The sequence below is a fragment of the Limnohabitans sp. DM1 genome (genome assembly GCF_001269385.1).
Taxonomy (GTDB): Bacteria; Pseudomonadota; Gammaproteobacteria; order Burkholderiales; family Burkholderiaceae_C; genus Limnohabitans_A.
Window position 1 is genome coordinate 146,072 of sequence record NZ_CXOO01000022.1, and the last position, 18,197, is coordinate 164,268.

Genomic DNA, 18,197 nt, shown 5'->3' on the forward strand with positions numbered 1-18,197 from the left:
CATCTGGCCCTCCATCATAGCCACGGGCAGAGCCCTGAATTCAACGCTTGAGTGCGTTTGTCCTTGTCTTCGGGGTTAGGCGTGGGTGCGACACAAATGTCCATTCCGTGCACACCCGATCTCACTGAACACAGCTGGGCAAAATGACATGCGCATCCAGGCTGAGGCGAATCGGCATCTTGTATTGCCAGGTCATGTCAGCTTGTCAGAACGCATCAAGCAGGCGACAACCAGCGCTTGAGCATCACAGGCGTTGGTGGCCCAATCACTCTTTGGGTCTGGCCTTTGGCGTCCACCAGAACCACATAAGGCGTGACGTTGGGCCAAGCCGGATCGACCGCCTGACGGATGGCGGGCTCGAACCCATCAAAAGCGTACATCTGAGTCATGCCCTTGAAGTGCGAGGCATGGCGCAAGGCCTGTGGGCCCGCTACGTCCATCATGACGGCATTCAGTTCGGGTTTGTCTTTGCGTTGTTGCACGGCCTTGTGCAGCACCGCAAAAGCAGCCGGGCAAGTGCTGCAGTAAGAGGTGGTGAACAAATAAGCAGCAGGGCGAGGGCCGTGTTGAAGCGCATGCGCCCAGGTTGTTTCGTCGAAAGGCAGCACCGTGCGTTGGGTGGTGGCTTTGGCGTGGCCTTGGGGATGTGCGTGCGGGTGTGCTTGTGCCCAAACCGCCGAGGCACTCAGGCCCAGGGCAGCGGTACCAATGGCGAGTGCCGTGGATTTAAAAACGGAGTTCATGGACTTGCGTCTCCTGTGTGTTGCGCCAGACCACCACCATGCGTGCGCCACTTTGGGCCAAGCGAGGGTGGTCGTTGTAGCCCGTGGCTTGGCCCAGGGTTTTGAGCGTGAAGTTTTGCCCGCCATCGGTCGACAGCCAGGCTTTGAGAGAGGTCACCGCCCCTTCGCTACTGCGCCAGACCACCGCCACGTTGGGGCCATCGGCCAGCACATCGGCATGCTCGGCACGCGGATCGGGCAAGACCCGCACGGTCTCGGTCAGCGGTTTGCCTTGGGTATTGAGTCGGGCATAGCGCACGGCAGCTTGGTCTTGGCCATTTACTTTGCGGATGCCGAACCAGACGGTGTGGTAACCCGTTTGAGTGCCGCCTATGTCCAGCGCCAAACCAGGACCATGGTGCGGGCAAGCGTTGATCTGCCAGTTGTCGTGCGTGCTGCGGGTGATGCGGTTGGCTGCTGCACCCACGCTGGCAAAAGCATGGTCGCGGATACTGCCCTCAAACACATGCCGCCATGTGGCTTGCAACTGCCCTTGCGGGTTGCGGGCCAGGCCAATGCGGCAGCACTCGCACGAGTGGTCGGCCACTTTGGTGTCGGGGCCAAAAGTCTGGCCGCCGTCCTTGGACTCGTTGCGGTAAATCGCAGCGCCCGCGTATTTTTGCGCTGAGCCCTTGGGCGGCTGGTCGCGCTTGTCCACCCACAGCGTGTGCAACACACCTTGCGCGTCAAAGGCCACCGAATCAAAACGGTGGGTGATTTCCTGCCGGTCCTGGTGCACCGTGAAGGGCGCACTGAAGGTTTGCCCACCATCGCTGCTGCGCAGCATGCGGATGAAGCCCGTGTAGGGCTTGGCCAGTGGCATGGTGTAGCTGATCACCGCCCAGCCATTCGGACCAAATGCTATTTTTGGGCGGCTTTCGCCATCGGCCGCAATCGGGTCGGCTCCGGTGTTCAGGATGTGTGCTTCGCTCCACTGCACAGCAGCGCCCAAAGGCGTGCTTTGCACAAAGAGTTGCGCTTGTGCATTCAAACCCACCACCCACAAACGACCATCGGGCGCGATGGCTGCACCCATGGCCAGTTTAGGGCGCTGGTGGCGGTGCTGTGAAGTCGCAGCAGGTTTGCTGGATTCTTTGACACCTTCTTGCGCCCCAGCCTGCGGCACCACACACAGCCAAGCCATCACCAGGCCCAACACGGCACACCAACGGTTCAATAATTTCATGAGCTTCTCTAACAAAGTGGCGAGATTGAATGAAAGGCTGGCGAAGTCCTGGTTGCTTTTAACCCATCATCGCCAGCCAAACTGCACGTCAACGTTGACCAAAAGATTTGGTCAAACCCACCATCACGCTGCGCGGCGCACCTGCTGCGTAGGTGTTTTGCGTGTTGGGGCTGTAAGTGCCAGAGATGTAGCGGCTCGACGCATTGTCCGAGTACAGCTTGTCCAGCAGGTTGCGCACCTGGCCCCAGACTTCCCAGCCATCGGTGAGCTTGTGGCTGGCCGTCAGGTTGAGCAGGGTGTGGCCCGCGTAACGCACCGTGTTGGCGTTGTTCATCCAGTAGCTGCCTTGCTTGACCAAGCCCAAAGCCACGCGCGAAGTCGGTGTGAACTTCCAGCCAACTTGGGCGGTGATGGTGTGGTTGGGTGCCTGTGGCATGTCTTTGCCCGAGTAGTCTTCGATGGCGCCCACTTTGTCGCTCACGCGGTAGCTCACAAAAGTGTGCTCGGCCCAAGTCGCGCCCACGCGCCAATCCCATTCACGCAACTCTTGGTTCAGGCTCAGCTCCAGGCCTCGGCTGCGGGTGTTGCCCGCGTTCTTGTTGAAGCTGTTGCCAATCTCCGAGGTGTAAGACACGATGGTGTCCTTGCCGCTGAGTTGGTACAAGGCCGAATCGAGGCGAATGCCCGAGGCCAACAAGGCACGCCAGCCCACTTCGACGTTGTCATACGTAGCCGAGTTCAACTCTGGAATGGCGGTTTTGCCGTACAGCTGACTGACCTCAGGCGGTGTGAAGCCCATGCTCAGGTTGCTGTACAGACTGCTCGTGGGGCTGATGGCGTAAGTCGCGCCCAGCTTGGGGCTGAACTTGGCAAAGCTGCGCACCTCGTTGGCGGCACCGTAGTTGGCCCCTGGCGTCAGGTTGTTCTTGAAGTCGTAGCGAATTCTGTCATAACGGCCACCGGCCACCACACGGATTTGCTCGCTGGGGCTGAACTCCAGTTGTGCAAATAGCGCATCGTTGGCAATGCCCGCGCCGTAGTTGCGCACACCGCTGGGGTTGGCCACGCTGTTCAAGGTGTAGCTGACATAACGACCGGTGGGTACATCGCGCACCACGGCCAAGTTGTCCGACACATAGTCGTTTTGGCTGCGGTCAATGTAGACGCCTGTGACCAAGCGGGCACGCAGCCAGTCGAGCTTTTGCTCGTGCTTCACGTCCACGCCCAGAGACTCAACGTGGTTGTTGTTCAAGGTGCCCTTGCAGGTGGCACCCGCGCAACCCGAGATGGTGTAGTTGGGCAACTGACCGTGGTCGTTGTTGCGGGCAAACAGCGTCACCGTGGTCAAGCCACCTTGCGTGGTTTCGCCTTCCCAAGCCAGGTTGGCACGGGTGGTTTTGTCTTTGCGCCAGGTGAAGGTGTTGATGCTTTTGCCGGGGTTGCCGCGGAAGTCGTTTTCAAACAAGCTGCCGGGCGTATCCGAGTCCAGATTGGTGTGCACCAGCGAGGCACGCAACCAGGACTTGTCGCTAAGGTTGTAGTCGCCACGCAGTGTGAAAGAGTCTTTTTTGCCGCCGCTGTACTGCTGCCAGTTGTGGGTGTCGCGTTGTGAGCTGTAGTGCGAAAACCGCAGACCCAAATCACCCCAGGTGTTGCTCGCACCCGAATCCACACGGGTAAAGCCATCGGTGTGGTCGTGGCGAATGCCCACATAGCCTGTGGGTGTGCGTGAAGGACGTTGCGTCAAAAAGTTGACTGCGCCACCCACCGCGTTGCTGCCGTACAGCGACGAGGCCGCCCCTTTGACCACCTCAACACCGCCCGAGCCGTTCATGTTGTTTTCGTTCAGGGCGTTGTGGTTGAACACACCCAAGGGACGGATCGGAATGCCGTCTTCCAGGTACTGGTAGACCGCATTGGTGCTGATGGGCTGGCGAATGGCCATGCTGTGCTGCTCATTGCCCAGATCGTTCCAATGCACGCCGGGAATGCGGTTGATGATCTCGCCCACCGACTTGGGCTTGTCGGCATCCCACTGGGCGCGGCTGACGGCCCCAATGGACACGGGGGTTTCGGACAATTTGGTTTCAGAGCGTGAGCCCGACACCACGATGGTGTCCAGCGCAGGCGCGGTTTGGGCCACCGCAGCGGCACTCAAGCTGGCCAAGAGGCCGAACACAGCCACAGACAAAGGAGAAAGAGAGAGGGAATTTTTCATGACAGTTTTCAATCGATCGGTCGCCATCGGCCATTCAGGCCAAGGGCAACAACAGACACCAAGCACCCAAGGGTGTTCAGCGTGCGGGGCGTGGATCAATTGAAAACAGGCGGCCCGCGAGAAGGCAGTGGCGGCGCGGTGCGGACCAGCAACAGCGCCTCGGGCAAGGCTTGCACGATGTACGCGCGTGCATCTGGCACATGGGCCAAAGCGGCCACCGTGGGCGGTGGCAGGGCGGGTGTGGCGTGGGCGCACAGCGGGCAGTCCATGTTGCTGGTCAGCGGTGGGGCTTCACCCTCGCCTTGCACCACCACCTTCATGATGCCCATGGCGGAACACACCACGTCCATGGTTTTGGGCTGCAACGTGGCGGCCAACACCGAAACACCCACAAACAGCACGTACCAAATCAGCACGAGGCGACTCAGCGAGTGAAAGAAGGGGTGTGAACGGTGCATGTCCATGCCTCAGCGACTGGCAGGCCAGGGATTGGCGTGGCGAGGGTTGTGAACAAAGGTGTGGTCGGTCAAGGTGTTCAAGAAAGCGACCAGGTCGCTGACTTCTTGCTCGCTGACCTCGAAGCCCCCGATCAATGAACTGCGCAAGGGGCTGGGCCCGTTGGTCGTACCACCTGCGCGGCCAGCCTGCGCGTAGTGGGCACGGATGACTTGGTCGAGCGTGGCGATGGAGCCGTCGTGCATGAAGGGCGCAGTCAGCGCAATGTTGCGCAGGCTGGGCGTGCGGAACTTGCCCATGTCATCGGCGTCGCCCGTGAACTCGCTGATGCCCGGGTTGTCTGCGGGGTAAGCACCCCGGCCATCCAGGTTGTGCAAGCCCGTGTTATGAAAGCCGCGCTCGGCCAATGGCAGCTTGCAGTGGCGGATGTTGTCGGTGAAGGTGAAGCTGCCGTGGCAGTGATAGCACTCCATCTTTTCGCCAAAGAACAGGCTTTCTCCGCGCTTGGCCGCTACAGAGATGGCCTTGGGCTGGCCGCCGTATTTGTAGCGGTCATACGGGCTGTCAAACGAGAGCAGGCTGCGCTGAAAACTGGCCAAGGCTTTGGTCAGCGTACCCAGCGAATACAAAGCCTCGCTGCCTTTTTCGGCTTCGACCGGAAAGGCTTTGGCAAACAAGTCGCGGTAACGCGCATCGGCTTGCAGGCGTGCAAACAGTTCTTTCTCTCGCCCTGCCATGCCCATCTCGACCGGGTGCTCGCCAAACAGCGGAATGAGCGCCTGCACCTCCAAAGCCGTGAGCTTGGGGTTGGCCCATGTCAGCACAGGCAGATAGGCCACATTGGCCAGCGCCATGGCACTGCGTTGACCCGCTTGCCCGGTCACGCCCTTGGCCACGGCCAGTCCATCGGTGAAGGCTTTGTCCTGGTGGTGGCAGGTGGCGCACGACATGCTGCTGTCAGCCGACAGGCGTTGGTCGTAAAACAGGTGCCGCCCCAGCTCGACCTTGGCCGCACTCATCGGGTTGTCTGTGGGCACCACGGGGCGCGGCACCCAGGCTGGCAGGTCCCAATGAAAAACGTCTGTGGAACTGCCCGTGAGCACAGCCCAGCCAGCCAAGGCCAGCAGGCAGGTGCTCAGGGTTTTGCGCAAAGGGTTCATGGCCGAGCTCTGGTGTGCAGATCAGCGCTTGGACAAAAGGCGTTGAGGGCCTGCAGCGGCCACGCCGTCATAGGCCAGGCCCAGCGCCTGCATCACAGGTGGGCAGTCGCCGTCTTTGGGGAAGCTCATGCAGCCGGGCGATGTGCCTTTGGCGTTGACGTCCACATTGGCCTGTGCCAGCACCGCGCCCATGTCGGCCACCACGGTGTTTTTGCGCAGGTCAAAGCCATCGAAACGCACCGTCATGCGGTTGGGGTTTTGGCAAGCGCTGGGGGCCTGGGTTTTGCTCTCGCCCGCGCATGCCGTGCTGCCCAGGTGCACCGAGTAACGGGTGACCGGGCCCATGGCGTTGGCTGCTGCGGGTTTGTCTGTGCTGATGCCACTGCTGGCGGTGTCGAACTTGATGAACTTGTAGCCGCCTTGCCAGTTCCAGAACATGGCTGTGGAGTTGAGCGGCGCAGGGGCGACCGTGGGGTCTTGGTGGTTTTGTGCAAAGGGCACGCCCACGGTGAGTTCCACCCCGGTGTAATCGCCCGCTGGCACTTGGCCGCGCACGCTGGTGTTGGTGGCTTCTGAGCCATTGCGGCAAGGGCCTGCGCCGTTTTCAAAGTCCAGCAGCGCCACCGATTGCTGTTGCCACACGCCGTCTTGCGCGAGTTGCACGGGCACGGTGCTGCCGTCTTGGCGCACCAGCTTGACCTCGCTCACGTACATGCGAAAGTCGCTGGGCGTGATGGTCGAACGCGTGCTGCCCACGCCTTCGTAACGCTGGCCGCAGGCAAAGGGCTGGCCGTTGATTTGGGCGGCAAATTTCAGCTCAACAGCTTGGGAAGTGGATGGGCTGGGCAGGGTGTTGCAGGCGCTCAGGGTCAAGGCCACTGCCGTCAGGGTGAAAAGATTTTTCATCGTGTTCTCCAGTTCAAAAATCAATGCGCGTGCGCAGGTGCACCTGCACGCGGTGTTTGCACCCAGACGTTCACACGCCGGGTGCCTGCTTTTTCAAAGACCAGTTCCAGATCGAAGCGGTCACCGTCTTGGAGGGGTTTGGCCATGTCCAGCAGCATCAGGTGGTGCGTGCCTGCGCCGCCGTGCCGCAAGGACACTTCGGTTTGCGCGGGCAACTCCAGCGCAGGCACTCGGCGCATGCGCATGACATTGCCGTCCATCTGCATCTGGTGGATTTCGACCCGCGCGGCCACAGCGGTGCGAGCCGACAGCAGGCGGTCAGGCGTTTTTCCTTTGTTGCGGATGGATTTGAAATACACCGCGCCTGTGGTGGTACCTGCCATGCTGGGCGTGGCGTAGGGGTGGTCCATGACCACATCGCCTTGGCGAAAGTCGTGCGCTTGGGCAGAGCCCATGCCCAACAGCGCCAGGGCGACCAGCCCCATGAACAAGCCACCCGTCACAAAGCCCAGGCCAAAGCCGGTTTTTTGAGCGCTTTGCCAGAACTTGAAAATTACCTGTTGCATGCCTTGCTTTCAGGCCGCCATGGCAAAGGGCTGGCCCACCGCCCACACACTGGGCACGCGCAGGCGAGGCTGCTTGCGTTCGGGCAGCAAAGTGTTGAGTTCGCGGCACACCGTCTCGAAGGTGGAGTCGACCACGCGGGCCATTTCCTTGAGTGTGGGCAGTTCTTTGCGCTGCACGGTCAACACACGGCCATCGGCCTGCTTGCCCAACACCGTCAACAAATAGGCCAGGCGCTGCACGATGGGGCCGGTGCGCAAACGGTGCATGTCGCAGGTCTGGCGTTGCTGCTGCATGAAGCCTTGCGTCATGGTGGTGTAGCGGTCCAGGTCTTGGCTGACCGCATGGGGCAGCGCTTGCGCGGCCACCAAGGCCACGGCCGTGAAGGCATAAGGCTCGGCGCACAGGGACTCCACGCCGATCAGGTCACCGGCTTGGGCCAGTTGCACCAGAATTTGGCCGTCTTGGCCCTTGCGCTCCAGCTTGAAAACACCTTGGGTCACGCGCCAAACGGGGCCGACACCGCCTGCGGTCAACAAGCTTTGGCCTCGGCTCACACTGATGGGTTCACCCACCGGAATTTGGTTTAAAAATTGCACACTCTGCTCCAGACTGAATCGGCCAGTGCACCTGCTTGAAAACAGGCACCCGGCAAACAGCAGGCGGGCATGTGCCCGACCTGCCACGGCTGACTTCAGGCGTGGGCAGGCGGGGCGCGGGAGTGGACCGTCCAGCGGGGGACGGCCTGAGGAATGTGTGGATCAAACTGCGTCAACAAGGGCGGCGCTTGTGGCAAAGCCTGCCACGACAAGGGGGTGGGCGGCGGCGCCATGCGGTCGCTGGCCAGCACGCACAAAGCGCAATGGTCGAGCATGGACGCACCCGGCACAGAACCTTCGTCGCTCTGTGTATTGCCCTGTTGGTTAAGCGCCGTCTGTGGTGTGCCCTCGGTGGTGCACACCGCCATCCATGGCACGGCGCTGCCCTGGCTCCAGGCCCGCGCACGCGAGACCGTGGGGGCCAAAGCCGCCAGCAGCATCGCGCACATCAGCCACAGGCTGAGCCTGCGCAGTTGGGCAGAAGTCCAGGTCATGGAAGGATCAGTCGAGGGTCAAGCCGTCCGCTCAATGCTTGTGCATCTTGCCGTCGCCATGCTTCATGGCAGGTGCGGCGGCCATGCGGGCAGAGGCCTTGATCTCGATGTTCTGGCGCTTGCCGTCTTGGCCTTCGACCACCAGGGTCACGGGCACGGTGTCACCGTCTTTGACCTGACCTTTCAGATCCATCAGCATGACGTGGTAGCCGCCGGGCTTGAGGTCGACCGCTTTGCCAGCGGGCAAGGCCAGGCTGGGCACTGCACGCATTTTCATGACGCCGCCGTCCATGGCCATTTCGTGCACCTCAACCACACCCGCCACTGGCGACTGGGCCGAGATCAGTTTGGCGTCTTGCGCCGACTGCAGCTGCATGAAAGCGCCCGTGGCCTTTTGTTGTGCCACGGTGGCACGCACCCAAGCGTCCTTCACGGTGACTTGGGCTTGGGCAGCAAAGGCCGACATCAGGACGGCAAAAGAGACAACAACGCGTTTCATGGCGAACTCCAGTTAAAAAAGACACGAGGGGAAAGGGTGTGGCGGCGCTTGAAAGCAAGCCCATCGGATCGCGGGCAGGTGGACTGGACCATGCGGACACGCCGCACTTGGCCGTCAAACAGCTGCCGTGATCAAGAAAATGAGGGGGGAGCGCGGGCCTGCCAAGGCAGGCCGATGAGCGAGGCCAGCCGGGCCTGCTCTAGGGGACGCAGCGCATAAGACAGCCCGGCATGAACTGGCGCTGAAACAGACACCACCGGGGGCGCGGCCACCGGCAAACACAAGGGGCAGTGCAGGCCTTGGTGGCTGCTTTGCGCTTCCTCGCCATCGGCATCGAGCTGGAGCAGCTTGACGCTGCCCGCTGTGGTGCACACCAGTTGCACGCCCTCGGGGTTGACCAGCGGCGAAGCCACGGCCACCCCCACAAACAACGCAAACCACACCAGCACGAGGCGGGTGAGGTGGGGGGCGTTGCGCAGGGATTGCAGACTGAACATAGGAAGAATTATGGCATCGAAGGCTGAGGGCTTTGGGCACACCCGGTCAATGCACCTGTCTCTTCAGATGTCTGTATCGACTTTTCGCCTGGTGATTGTTGGCTTGCCCACTGTGCGCAACGATCAACCTCACGGGTCATACCTTGGGCATCCACCGGGAAAAACCCGGGAATGTCGTATTTATCGAAGTGCGCATAAGAAGAAAAGGCCATGGCCCAATCTGCAAACTGCCGATCAGTGATGGGGCCTCGCCCTAGCAGTTCTACGTTGTGATGCCGCTCATCACGCAGGAGGCTTTTCCACAATGCATCGATCGAGCCAGAGGGGCCTTCGATGCACTGAACAAAGATTTCCTCGTTGTAGAGCAAATGCCCCGTGATGCCCAAGCTCAGGTTGCGCTTGCGGCATTGCACCAGCAAATTGAACAAATGCAAGCTGCCCAATTTGTGGGTGGCTTTTGAGCGATAAACCAAGCGTTCCAACATACGGGCTCCAAGACCAACCGGGTATTTTTGTCGACGGTCTTGATGCCTGCCTTACAAAAAGCCATCCTTGAGGGTTTGCCCCCACGCCCCGTCATCAGGCCAAATCGCGCAACACCTGCGGCTCGATGGCGGCCCACTCTTCGTCGGTGAACAGGCGCGAACGGGTGTGAAACGCTTTGCCGGTGTTGCCTTCCAGCGAGAAGGTACCGCCCGAGCCTTCAATCACATCCAGAATCAACTGGGTGTGCTTCCAATACTCGTACTGCGATTTGCTGATGTAAAACGGCACGCTGCCCACATGACCCAACAACACGTCATAAGGCCCGATCGTGAGGTCGGTGGGCAAATAACAATTGGCCGCGCTGTTGTCACAACAGCCGCCGCTTTGGTGAAACATCAGCTCGCCGTATTGGGCTTTGAGTTCATCGATCAAGGCCAGCGCTTCGGGCGTGACCACCACACGTTCAACCATGTTCATCTCCTGACATGCCAAGACAAAAAGGGGCGGATCGCTCCGCCCCTGTGAGGATGACCGATTCAATCGATCAGAAGAAGCCCAGCTTGTTCTCGCTGTAGCTGACCAAGAGGTTTTTGGTTTGTTGGTAGTGGTCGAGCATGACCTTGTGGGTTTCGCGGCCGATGCCGGACTCTTTGTAGCCACCGAATGCGGCGTGTGCGGGGTAAGCGTGGTAGCAGTTGGTCCACACACGACCGGCCTTGATGGCGCGGCCCATGCGGTAGGCGACGTTGCCATTGCGGCTCCACACGCCAGCGCCCAAACCGTACAAGGTGTCGTTGGCGATTTCCAGTGCTTCGGCTTCGTCCTTGAAGGTGGTCACGGCCAACACGGGGCCAAAGATCTCTTCTTGGAAGATGCGCATTTTGTTGTGGCCTTTGAACAAGGTGGGCTGGACGTAGTAGCCGCCTTCCAAGTCACCACCCAAATGGGCTTGTTCGCCACCGGCCAAGACTTCAGCGCCTTCTTGCTTGCCCAAGTCCAGGTAAGACAAGATTTTGGTCAGCTGCTCTTTGGACGCTTGTGCGCCCATCATGCTGTCGGTGTCGAGTGGGTTTTGGTGCTGGATGGCGGCCACGCGCTTCAAGACACGCTCCATGAACTTTTCGTAGATGCTTTCCTGGATCAAGGCACGCGATGGGCAGGTGCAGACCTCGCCTTGGTTGAAGGCGAACAGCACCAAACCTTCGATGGCTTTGTCGAGGAAACCATCGTCTTTGTCCATGATGTCGGCAAAGAAAATGTTGGGCGACTTGCCGCCGAGTTCCAGCGTGGCGGGGATCAGGTTGTTGGCAGCGGCTTGGGCGATCACACGACCTGTGGAGGTCGAACCTGTGAACGCGATCTTGGCGATGCGCTTGCTGGTGGCCAGTGGCATGCCGGCTTCGCGGCCAAAACCGTTGACGATGTTGAGCACACCAGGAGGCAACAAGTCGGCGATCAACTCAGCCATGATCATGATGGAGATGGGGGTGGACTCGGCGGGCTTGAGCACCACACAGTTGCCCGCACCAATGGCGGGGGCCAGTTTCCAGGCCGCCATCAAGATGGGGAAGTTCCAAGGAATGATCTGACCGACCACGCCCAGGGGTTCCTGGAAGTGATAAGCCACAGTGTTCTCGTCGATGTTGGACAGTGCGCCTTCTTGCGCACGCAGGCAACCGGCGAAGTAACGGAAGTGGTCCACCGTCAGTGGGATGTCGGCGTTGAGTGTTTCGCGAATGGCCTTGCCGTTGTCCACGGTTTCGGCGTACGCCAACATTTCCAGATTGGCTTCAATGCGGTCGGCAATTTTCAGCAAGATGTTGGCGCGGGTGGCGGCATCGGTCTTGCCCCAAGCGTCTGCGGCGGCGTGCGCGGCGTCCAGCGCCAGCTCGATGTCGGCGGCGTCTGAGCGCGCCGCTTGTGTGTACACCTTGCCGCTGATGGGCGTGATCACATCGAAGTATTGGCCTTCGACCGGGGCCACAAATTGGCCGCCAATGAAGTTGTCATAGCGAGCTTTGTATTGAACTTTGGCGCCAGCGGCGCCGGGTGCTGCGTAAATCATGAGGGTCTCCTGAAAAGATGAACGTCTTGTTTGACGTGCAATCCTTTTTGCAGCATCCGTGCCAACACCAAAATGAATTCCAAACCCATGCTTGTGCATCAGACTGAAGCAACTTTTCAGGTCAACTTGGTCGCTGGAGGTCAAGCCTTTGTGACACTGCGTCAAAGTGGTACGGCAAATGACTTCATAGGTCTCATGCACGCAGTCCCACTACCGCCCTACCAACGAACCCATACAAAAAGGCCCCGAAGGGCCTTTGAAAAGATCTGTTTAGCGGTCACTCAGAAGCGGCGCTGCGCCTCCAGCCCCAGCAGCAGCTTGCGCCCTGCACCCGGCTCAAAGAAACGACCGTTGCCATCGTTCACGATCACCGAGCCCGCATGCTTTTGATCGCTCAGGTTGTCCAACCGCACAAACTCCTTGAGTGTCCAGTCCCCCCGCTCTTGCTTGAACTGCACACCCAGGTTGAACAAGGTGTGCGCCGCCGCCGCATCGGTGTTCAGGTCATTGACCATCACCCGCCCCACATGCCGCGCCTCCAGCGTCACCCGACTGCCCGCCCAGCCCGTGTCCCAAGCCGCTTGCGCAAACAGCTGCTGCTTGGGCAGGCCCGGGATCTGGTTGCCTTGCGGCACTTGCACCTGCGGGGTCGCGTTGGGGCAGCCCGCCGTGGTGCAGGTCAAAAACGCGTCCTGGTAGTTCGCCCGCATCCAGGTGTAGGCCGTGGTCAGCGTCACGGGGCCTGTGCGCCATTCGCCCGCAAGCTCCAGGCCTTGGCGCAGGGTGCGACCGGCGTTCTGGAACGTGGTGCGCCCGCCCGTGTTGTTTTGCACCACGATCTCGTCGTCGGTGCGGATGTCAAAGGCCGTTGCGCTCCAGCGCAGCTTTTCTGCGCGACCACGCAGGCCCAGCTCGGCGCTGGTGCTGCGGGCGGCGTTGAGTTCAGTATTGAAGCCAGAGACGCCACCGCTGCGGTAAGCCACTTCGTTGAGCGTGGGGATTTCATAACCCTTGCCGATGCTGGCGAAGGCCTGCACGGATGGGCTCCACTGCCAACGCACACCGACCACGGGCAAGGTGGCTGTGTAGTCCTTGCTGCCACTGTCGTCACGGTTGGTGCCCACGATGTAACGGTCGGTGGATTCGTATTCGGTGCGGGTCTGGCGCACGCCGCCCATGAGCGTGAGGTCTTGTGTGCGCCACTCGACTTGCAGGTACGGGTCCAGCGTTTGGGCGCGGTTGACTTCGTCGCGGCGCAGCTTGCCTTGCACGCCCAGCGCGCTGCCCACGAAGTTCTCGTAGCCTTTGCGCTTGTCACTTTGGTGGTCGGATGCCAGGCCCGCGCTGAGCGACAGTCGACCGCCTTGCCAGTCGCGGTCATGCCGCCAGCGGGCGTTCCAGCCCCAGTAGTCGCGGTCCAGATCGATCACCCCGCCCGAGCTGCCTGCGGGCACTTGCGCGCCCGTGGTGATGGACTGGTACTGCACGACCTGGCGCTGGCCGCCATAGCCCATCAGCTCCAGCTTATGGCCACCGCCCAACGCTTGCTCAAAGGCCAGGCCCAGCTGGGTCTGCGAGACGGTTTTGCGAGTGTTGAAGCTGAGCGCCCCCGCATTGGTTTGGTCTGGGTTGGCGTCGAACTCGGCGCGGCTGAGGCCTTGTGGGTCCAGCGCCGAGCTGCTGTGGCGGTTGAACACCAGCACCGTGCGCCCGCCTTCATGCGGACGCGAGAGTTTCATGTTGGCCGTGCTGCGGTCAGCCGCCGACTGCGGGCGCGTGCCGTCGGTGGCAAAGCCGCTCACGTCCAGCGCATACGACCAGCCCGGAGCCTGCGGTGTGCCGGTCTGGCCTGTAATTTGGGTGGAGGCGCGCCACAAGCCGTCAGAGCCTGCCACCACGCCCGTGCGCCACTGCGCGGGCTGCTGGCCGTCTTCGGTGTAGAGCAACAAAGCACCGCCCGACGATGAACCATAAAGCGCCGCCATGGGGCCACGCACCACTTCGACCCGGTCAGCGCTGCCCAGCGGGAAGTTCGCGGCCTGGCCTGACCCATCAGGGGCGCTGGCCGGGATGCCGTCCACAAACAGACGCACACCGCGCACGCCAAAGGTAGCGCGAGCGCCGTAGCCGCGCACCGATATTTGCAGGTCTTGCGCGTAGTTTTGCCGATTGCGGATCACCAAACCCGGCACGCGGCCCAAACCTTCAGACAGGTTGATCTGCGCTTGTCCCTCGCGAAGCTCATCGCCCTCGACCACTTCAACCGAGGACGCGCCACGCCAAACCCCACCGCTTGAGCGCTCGGCAGTGACGACCACGGGGGACAAGGCCCCAGCGTCGGACAGCTTCGCTGCCTGGGGCGCTGTCTGCGCTTGAGCGCCAGCGGCGCACAACAGGGCGATGGCCCAGGCCACGGGGGCCAGCTGGGCAGAAGAAGTCCGTTGCGTTGCTCGGCTTGGTGAATAACTCATGTGTACTGCATTCATGATCGTGTGGTGTTCAGTGGGTTGGGTACTCAATGCCACCATTTCGCGGTCTCGAAATGGTGTGTTCCAAGCTGGGAGGCCTTGGCCGCCATGGCTTTTGTCCTCTTTTGTGACAGAAAAGACATCGCATGCCTGTACGCATGAAATATGCCAGCGGACTCTAACGCCTCAACGGGGTTGACCCACTTCGATCGGAATCGAGGCGTACCAAGCGGCCAGATTTTCAATTTCTTTGTCGGTCAACGGCTTGGCCATGACCGCCATGACTTCATTGGCACGTTTGCCACTGCGGTATTGCTTGAGTTGCTCTTCGATGTAGATGGCGGGTTGTCCGGCCAAGTGCGGCGCGTTGGGCATGGTGGACAAACCCATGGCACCATGACAGGTCACACACATGCCCGCCTTGACCTGTCCGGCTTTGGCATCAGCCGCCTGGGCCTGAAAAGTCAGACCCGAGCACAGGGCCAGCACCACACCCAGCCCCTGAAACATTCTTGCTTTTGCTGAAAACATCTTCAACCTTTTCGCTCTTTGAAAAAAAGGCACCCGCAGAGCGCGGGTGCCTTCATCGTTCACGGCATCAGTTGCCGTAGGTCACGCGGTAAATCGCGCCCACAAAGTCGTCAGAGATCAGCATGGAGCCATCTTTCATGACGGCCACATCGACCGGACGACCGATGTAGGTGCCGGTTTCAGGGCTCAACCAGCCTTCGGCAAACACCTCGGACTTGTCGGCAGTGCCATCAGCTTTGAGCGAGACAAAGTTGATGAGCGCACCGCTGGCGGGGCTGCGGTTCCACGAACCATGCGAGGCGACAAAAATGCCACCACGGTACTTGGCCGGGAATTGCTTGCCTGTGTAAAAGGTCATGCCCAGCTGCGCTTGGTGCGCTGGGAATTCGATCTGGGGGAACACCGCATTGGCGGGCTCTTTCATGTCCTTCAGGTCAGGCGCAGCGGCAGAGCCGGCCACTTTGAATTTGCCGTTCCAGTAGGGATAACCGAAATGCTCGCCCTTCTTGGTGGAGCGGTTCAACTCACCGGGCGGGATGTCGTTGCCCAAACCGTCGGTCTGGTTATCGGTCCACCACAAAGTGCCGTCCTTGGGGTTGAAGTCCTGGCCCACCGAGTTGCGCATGCCGATGCTGAAGACCTCGCGGCCGCTGCCATCAAAGGGGTCCATGCGCACGATGCCGCCAATGCCCAATTTGTTGAACTCATCCACCTTCTCGCGCGGCTGCACGTTGAAAGGCTGACCCAGTGTCACATACAGCTTGCCGTCCGGACCCACTCGGCAGGTGCGGGCGCCATGGTTGTAGGACTCGTGCTCGGTCGGGATCAGCTTGCCCTGTGGGACCACTTCGATCACGGCCACGTCCGGGCCTTCGTAGAAGAATTCAGCGGCCGGGAAGTTCAGCACGCGGTTGTGTTCAGCCACCACCAGGAAGCCGTCCTTGGTCCAGCACACGCCATTGGGTACCTTGAAATTCAGCGAGGGCGCAAACGACTTCACTTCGTCGGCAACGCCATCGCTGTTGCGGTCCGTCACGGCCCACACGGTGGTTTTGCGGGTGCCCACAAACAGCATGTTGGTGGAAGGTGCAACGGCCATGTGCCGCGCATCGGGCACCACGGCAAACAACTCGATCTTGAAGCCATCGGGCATCTTGATTTTTTTCAGGTTGTTGCGGATCGCGTCGGCATTGCGGCCGGTTTGCGGCACCACCGGGATGTTCAGATCGGTCGTGGCGACCTTCATCTGCTTCATCGTGTTGAGATTGTCCTTGCCGGACTGGGCATGCACCCCAGTGGCCAGGGCAGCTGCGAGCAAAGCAGCACTGAGTCGGGTCATTTTCACGTTCATCTCCAGTTGTTGATCTTTGGAATCGATGGGTTGACGCCATTTGAAAAGCCCGTTTGACCGGGACTTGGCACGCTCCAATTTAGGTCAAAGATCTCCCCTTAACCTTGGTATAAACCCTTCAAAAACCCGTTTATGGGATGAAAAAAATTTGACCTTTTCAGAAAAAAATGTGCGAAATATTTGTCTCATTCGAGACTGACAAGTACTGCGACGCTCAACTTTTCGAGTTTGCTGCCCATCCTGGTTTGCCAGGCAAAGTGACTCAATCTTTGGGGTAAAGCTTGAGCTCACCCCATGGGACAGACACCAGCGCGACTGCCGATGAACTCAAGAGTTCAAGGCGCCACCAAGGTCAGCCCCCGGTCGCGGTACATGGCCAACAGCCTGCCGTCGGCGCGGACTTTTTGCAGCGCACTTTCCAGAGCCTGAGCCAGTTGCTTGTTGCCGGATTTGACGGCCATGCCGATGGGCCAACCGTTATCGGCCAAGCCTGGCAAGGTCAACTGGGTCAGGCCAAAGCCTGCAGGTGGCCGCCCCGAAGTGCGCAAAGCGGTTTCGGCTTGGGCACGGGTCACGTAAGCGGCGGCGGCTTCACCCTTGATCACGCTGTGTGCGGCTTCGATGCCGGAATTGAACATCTTGACCTGCGAGCGCAAACGCCCACCGCTGAAACCGATCAAGGTGCTGGCCGCACCGCTGCCACGCTCAGCGGCCAAGGGGAGGTCTTGCAAGTCCATGCCCGACTGGAGAGAGGGCAAACGGTCCAGGGCGTGAAACACCACCAGCACTTCGCGTGAATAGGGCGCAAAAATCAGGGCCTGGCGGTTGTCCACCATGAGGAATTTGTCCACCGGCACATGCAGCATCACATCGGCCGGGCCATAGCCCAGGTAGTGACCACGCCACACCATGTTGCGTAGGTCATCGTTCATTTTTTCACCGGCATCAAAGGGCAACAAACTCAACTTGAGACCCATTTCGGTGGCCAGGGCCTGCGCCAGCGCCACATCAACACCCTCCATGTCTTGCCCCTTGCCGTCAGAGTAAGGCGCGTTGTCTTTGTACAAAGCCACTTTAAGGATGCCGCTGGCCCGCACTTTGTCGAGGTCAAACAGCTCCTGCGCTTGCGCCGGCACTGCGACCAGGCCGCCGCCCAGGCAGGCCGCAGCGGCCCCGGTCAGCCATTGGCGACGCGACAAACCTGTGTCTTCGGGGCTGCGCTGCAAAGGGGTGTTCATGGTGTCTCCTGAAATTTGTGGATTTGGAATAGGGGAATCAAGGTTGCAAGGGATGGGGCGCAGCGCGTCTTGCGTGTTGCAGGTCGGCACGTTCCCGACATCGCTGGCATCTGTTCAGGCTGTCTGTCGGGACTCAAGCCGCCGACCTACAGGCTGACTTCACCGTGCGGATGGATTAATTTTCGCGGCGTGTTTCCAGATAGGTGCGGATGGCCCAGATGGCTTCCTGGCTCAAAGTCGCTTCAAAGGGGGGCATGTAGACGCGGCCGTCGCGGGTGCGGCCACGGCGCACGGTGGCCACATAAAACTCGTCCATCTCTGCCAGGCAGGCGCTTTTCTTTTGCGCATCGGCCATGCCCGTGCAATCGGCATCCATTTTGCGCAAGTCAGGGGCAATGCCGCCCGAAATGGCTTCCAGCCCGTGGCAGCGTGCGCAGTTCTGGTTGTAGGCCGAGGTGCCAATGCGCAAAGCCTCTTTGGCAGCAGGACCTGTGCTGTAAGGGTTGCTGGGCAGCCACTTGCTGCCCAGTTGGGGCAGGGTTTTGGTGTCCACTGCTTGGGGGGTCACATCGCCATGGGCCCACGCAGAGGCGCCCATCAACGCCATGGCCGCGGCCAAAAAAATGTTTCGCAAGCAGAAAAGGCGCAAAGAGGTGGTTTTCATGAAATGAACTCGTGAAGTTGAAGAGGATGTTCG

19 protein-coding genes are annotated in these 18,197 nt (G+C 60.4%); all 19 read right to left on the bottom strand.

Going from position 1 to position 18,197, the window contains the following annotated elements; all coding sequences use genetic code 11:
- Positions 1-215: 215 nt before the first annotated feature.
- The 19 genes from AMM33_RS08415 to pedF all read right to left on the bottom strand — a co-directional run bounded on the left by AMM33_RS08415 (position 216) and on the right by pedF (position 18,164).
- Entirely contained in the window at positions 216-743 is a 528-nt protein-coding gene (locus AMM33_RS08415) for a hypothetical protein (RefSeq protein WP_090140328.1), read from the bottom strand.
- On the bottom strand, positions 727-1,968 hold the full coding sequence (locus AMM33_RS08420; RefSeq protein WP_228768018.1) for a hypothetical protein: 1,242 nt from the start codon (positions 1,966-1,968) through the stop codon (positions 727-729). The genes AMM33_RS08415 and AMM33_RS08420 overlap by 17 nt, the downstream gene beginning before the upstream one ends.
- Before the next feature lie 88 nt (positions 1,969-2,056).
- Entirely contained in the window at positions 2,057-4,186 is a 2,130-nt protein-coding gene (locus AMM33_RS08425; protein WP_090140330.1) for a TonB-dependent receptor family protein, read from the bottom strand.
- 95 nt (positions 4,187-4,281) lie between these two features.
- On the bottom strand, positions 4,282-4,602 hold the full coding sequence (locus AMM33_RS08430; protein ID WP_194945335.1) for a DUF2946 family protein: 321 nt from the start codon (positions 4,600-4,602) through the stop codon (positions 4,282-4,284).
- Between the two features lie 51 nt (positions 4,603-4,653).
- A complete protein-coding gene (locus AMM33_RS08435; protein ID WP_090140333.1) occupies positions 4,654-5,802 on the bottom strand; it encodes a methanobactin export MATE transporter MbnM in 1,149 nt (382 codons plus the stop codon).
- 21 nt (positions 5,803-5,823) lie between these two features.
- Positions 5,824-6,708, bottom strand: a complete 885-nt coding sequence (locus AMM33_RS08440) for an MbnP family copper-binding protein (RefSeq protein WP_090140334.1) — start codon at positions 6,706-6,708, stop codon at positions 5,824-5,826.
- Positions 6,709-6,728: 20 nt separating this feature from the next.
- Positions 6,729-7,274, bottom strand: coding sequence for a copper chaperone PCu(A)C (locus AMM33_RS08445; RefSeq protein ID WP_228768019.1), 546 nt, complete (start codon positions 7,272-7,274; stop codon positions 6,729-6,731).
- A gap of 9 nt (positions 7,275-7,283) precedes the next feature.
- On the bottom strand, positions 7,284-7,871 hold the full coding sequence (locus AMM33_RS08450) for a cyclic nucleotide-binding domain-containing protein (protein WP_194945336.1): 588 nt from the start codon (positions 7,869-7,871) through the stop codon (positions 7,284-7,286).
- Between the two features lie 95 nt (positions 7,872-7,966).
- Entirely contained in the window at positions 7,967-8,365 is a 399-nt protein-coding gene (locus tag AMM33_RS08455) for a DUF2946 family protein (RefSeq protein WP_090140337.1), read from the bottom strand.
- A gap of 31 nt (positions 8,366-8,396) precedes the next feature.
- Positions 8,397-8,864, bottom strand: a complete 468-nt coding sequence (locus tag AMM33_RS08460) for a copper chaperone PCu(A)C (RefSeq protein ID WP_090140339.1) — start codon at positions 8,862-8,864, stop codon at positions 8,397-8,399.
- A gap of 131 nt (positions 8,865-8,995) precedes the next feature.
- Positions 8,996-9,361, bottom strand: a complete 366-nt coding sequence (locus AMM33_RS08465; protein ID WP_090140341.1) for a DUF2946 family protein — start codon at positions 9,359-9,361, stop codon at positions 8,996-8,998.
- 8 nt (positions 9,362-9,369) lie between these two features.
- A complete protein-coding gene (locus tag AMM33_RS08470) occupies positions 9,370-9,846 on the bottom strand; it encodes a BLUF domain-containing protein (protein ID WP_090140343.1) in 477 nt (158 codons plus the stop codon).
- A gap of 94 nt (positions 9,847-9,940) precedes the next feature.
- Positions 9,941-10,318, bottom strand: a complete 378-nt coding sequence (locus tag AMM33_RS08475; protein WP_090140549.1) for a DUF779 domain-containing protein — start codon at positions 10,316-10,318, stop codon at positions 9,941-9,943.
- A 73-nt stretch (positions 10,319-10,391) separates the two neighbouring features.
- A complete protein-coding gene (adh, locus tag AMM33_RS08480) occupies positions 10,392-11,912 on the bottom strand; it encodes an aldehyde dehydrogenase (RefSeq protein WP_090140345.1) in 1,521 nt (506 codons plus the stop codon).
- Between the two features lie 281 nt (positions 11,913-12,193).
- The gene (locus AMM33_RS08485) at positions 12,194-14,398 is read right to left on the bottom strand and encodes a TonB-dependent receptor family protein (RefSeq protein WP_228768021.1); all 2,205 of its coding nucleotides are present in this window, start codon (positions 14,396-14,398) and stop codon (positions 12,194-12,196) included.
- Positions 14,399-14,566: 168 nt separating this feature from the next.
- Positions 14,567-14,890 (bottom strand): c-type cytochrome, encoded by a 324-nt coding sequence (locus tag AMM33_RS08490; protein ID WP_090140347.1) that lies wholly within the window; start codon positions 14,888-14,890, stop codon positions 14,567-14,569.
- A gap of 88 nt (positions 14,891-14,978) precedes the next feature.
- The gene (locus tag AMM33_RS08495) at positions 14,979-16,262 is read right to left on the bottom strand and encodes a PQQ-dependent sugar dehydrogenase (RefSeq protein WP_090140552.1); all 1,284 of its coding nucleotides are present in this window, start codon (positions 16,260-16,262) and stop codon (positions 14,979-14,981) included.
- 335 nt (positions 16,263-16,597) lie between these two features.
- Positions 16,598-17,500 (bottom strand): substrate-binding periplasmic protein, encoded by a 903-nt coding sequence (locus AMM33_RS08500; protein WP_090140348.1) that lies wholly within the window; start codon positions 17,498-17,500, stop codon positions 16,598-16,600.
- A gap of 175 nt (positions 17,501-17,675) precedes the next feature.
- Positions 17,676-18,164: a cytochrome c-550 PedF gene (gene pedF, locus AMM33_RS08505; protein ID WP_090140350.1), complete on the bottom strand. Its 489-nt coding sequence runs from the start codon at positions 18,162-18,164 to the stop codon at positions 17,676-17,678.
- Between the last annotated feature and the right edge of the window lie 33 nt (positions 18,165-18,197).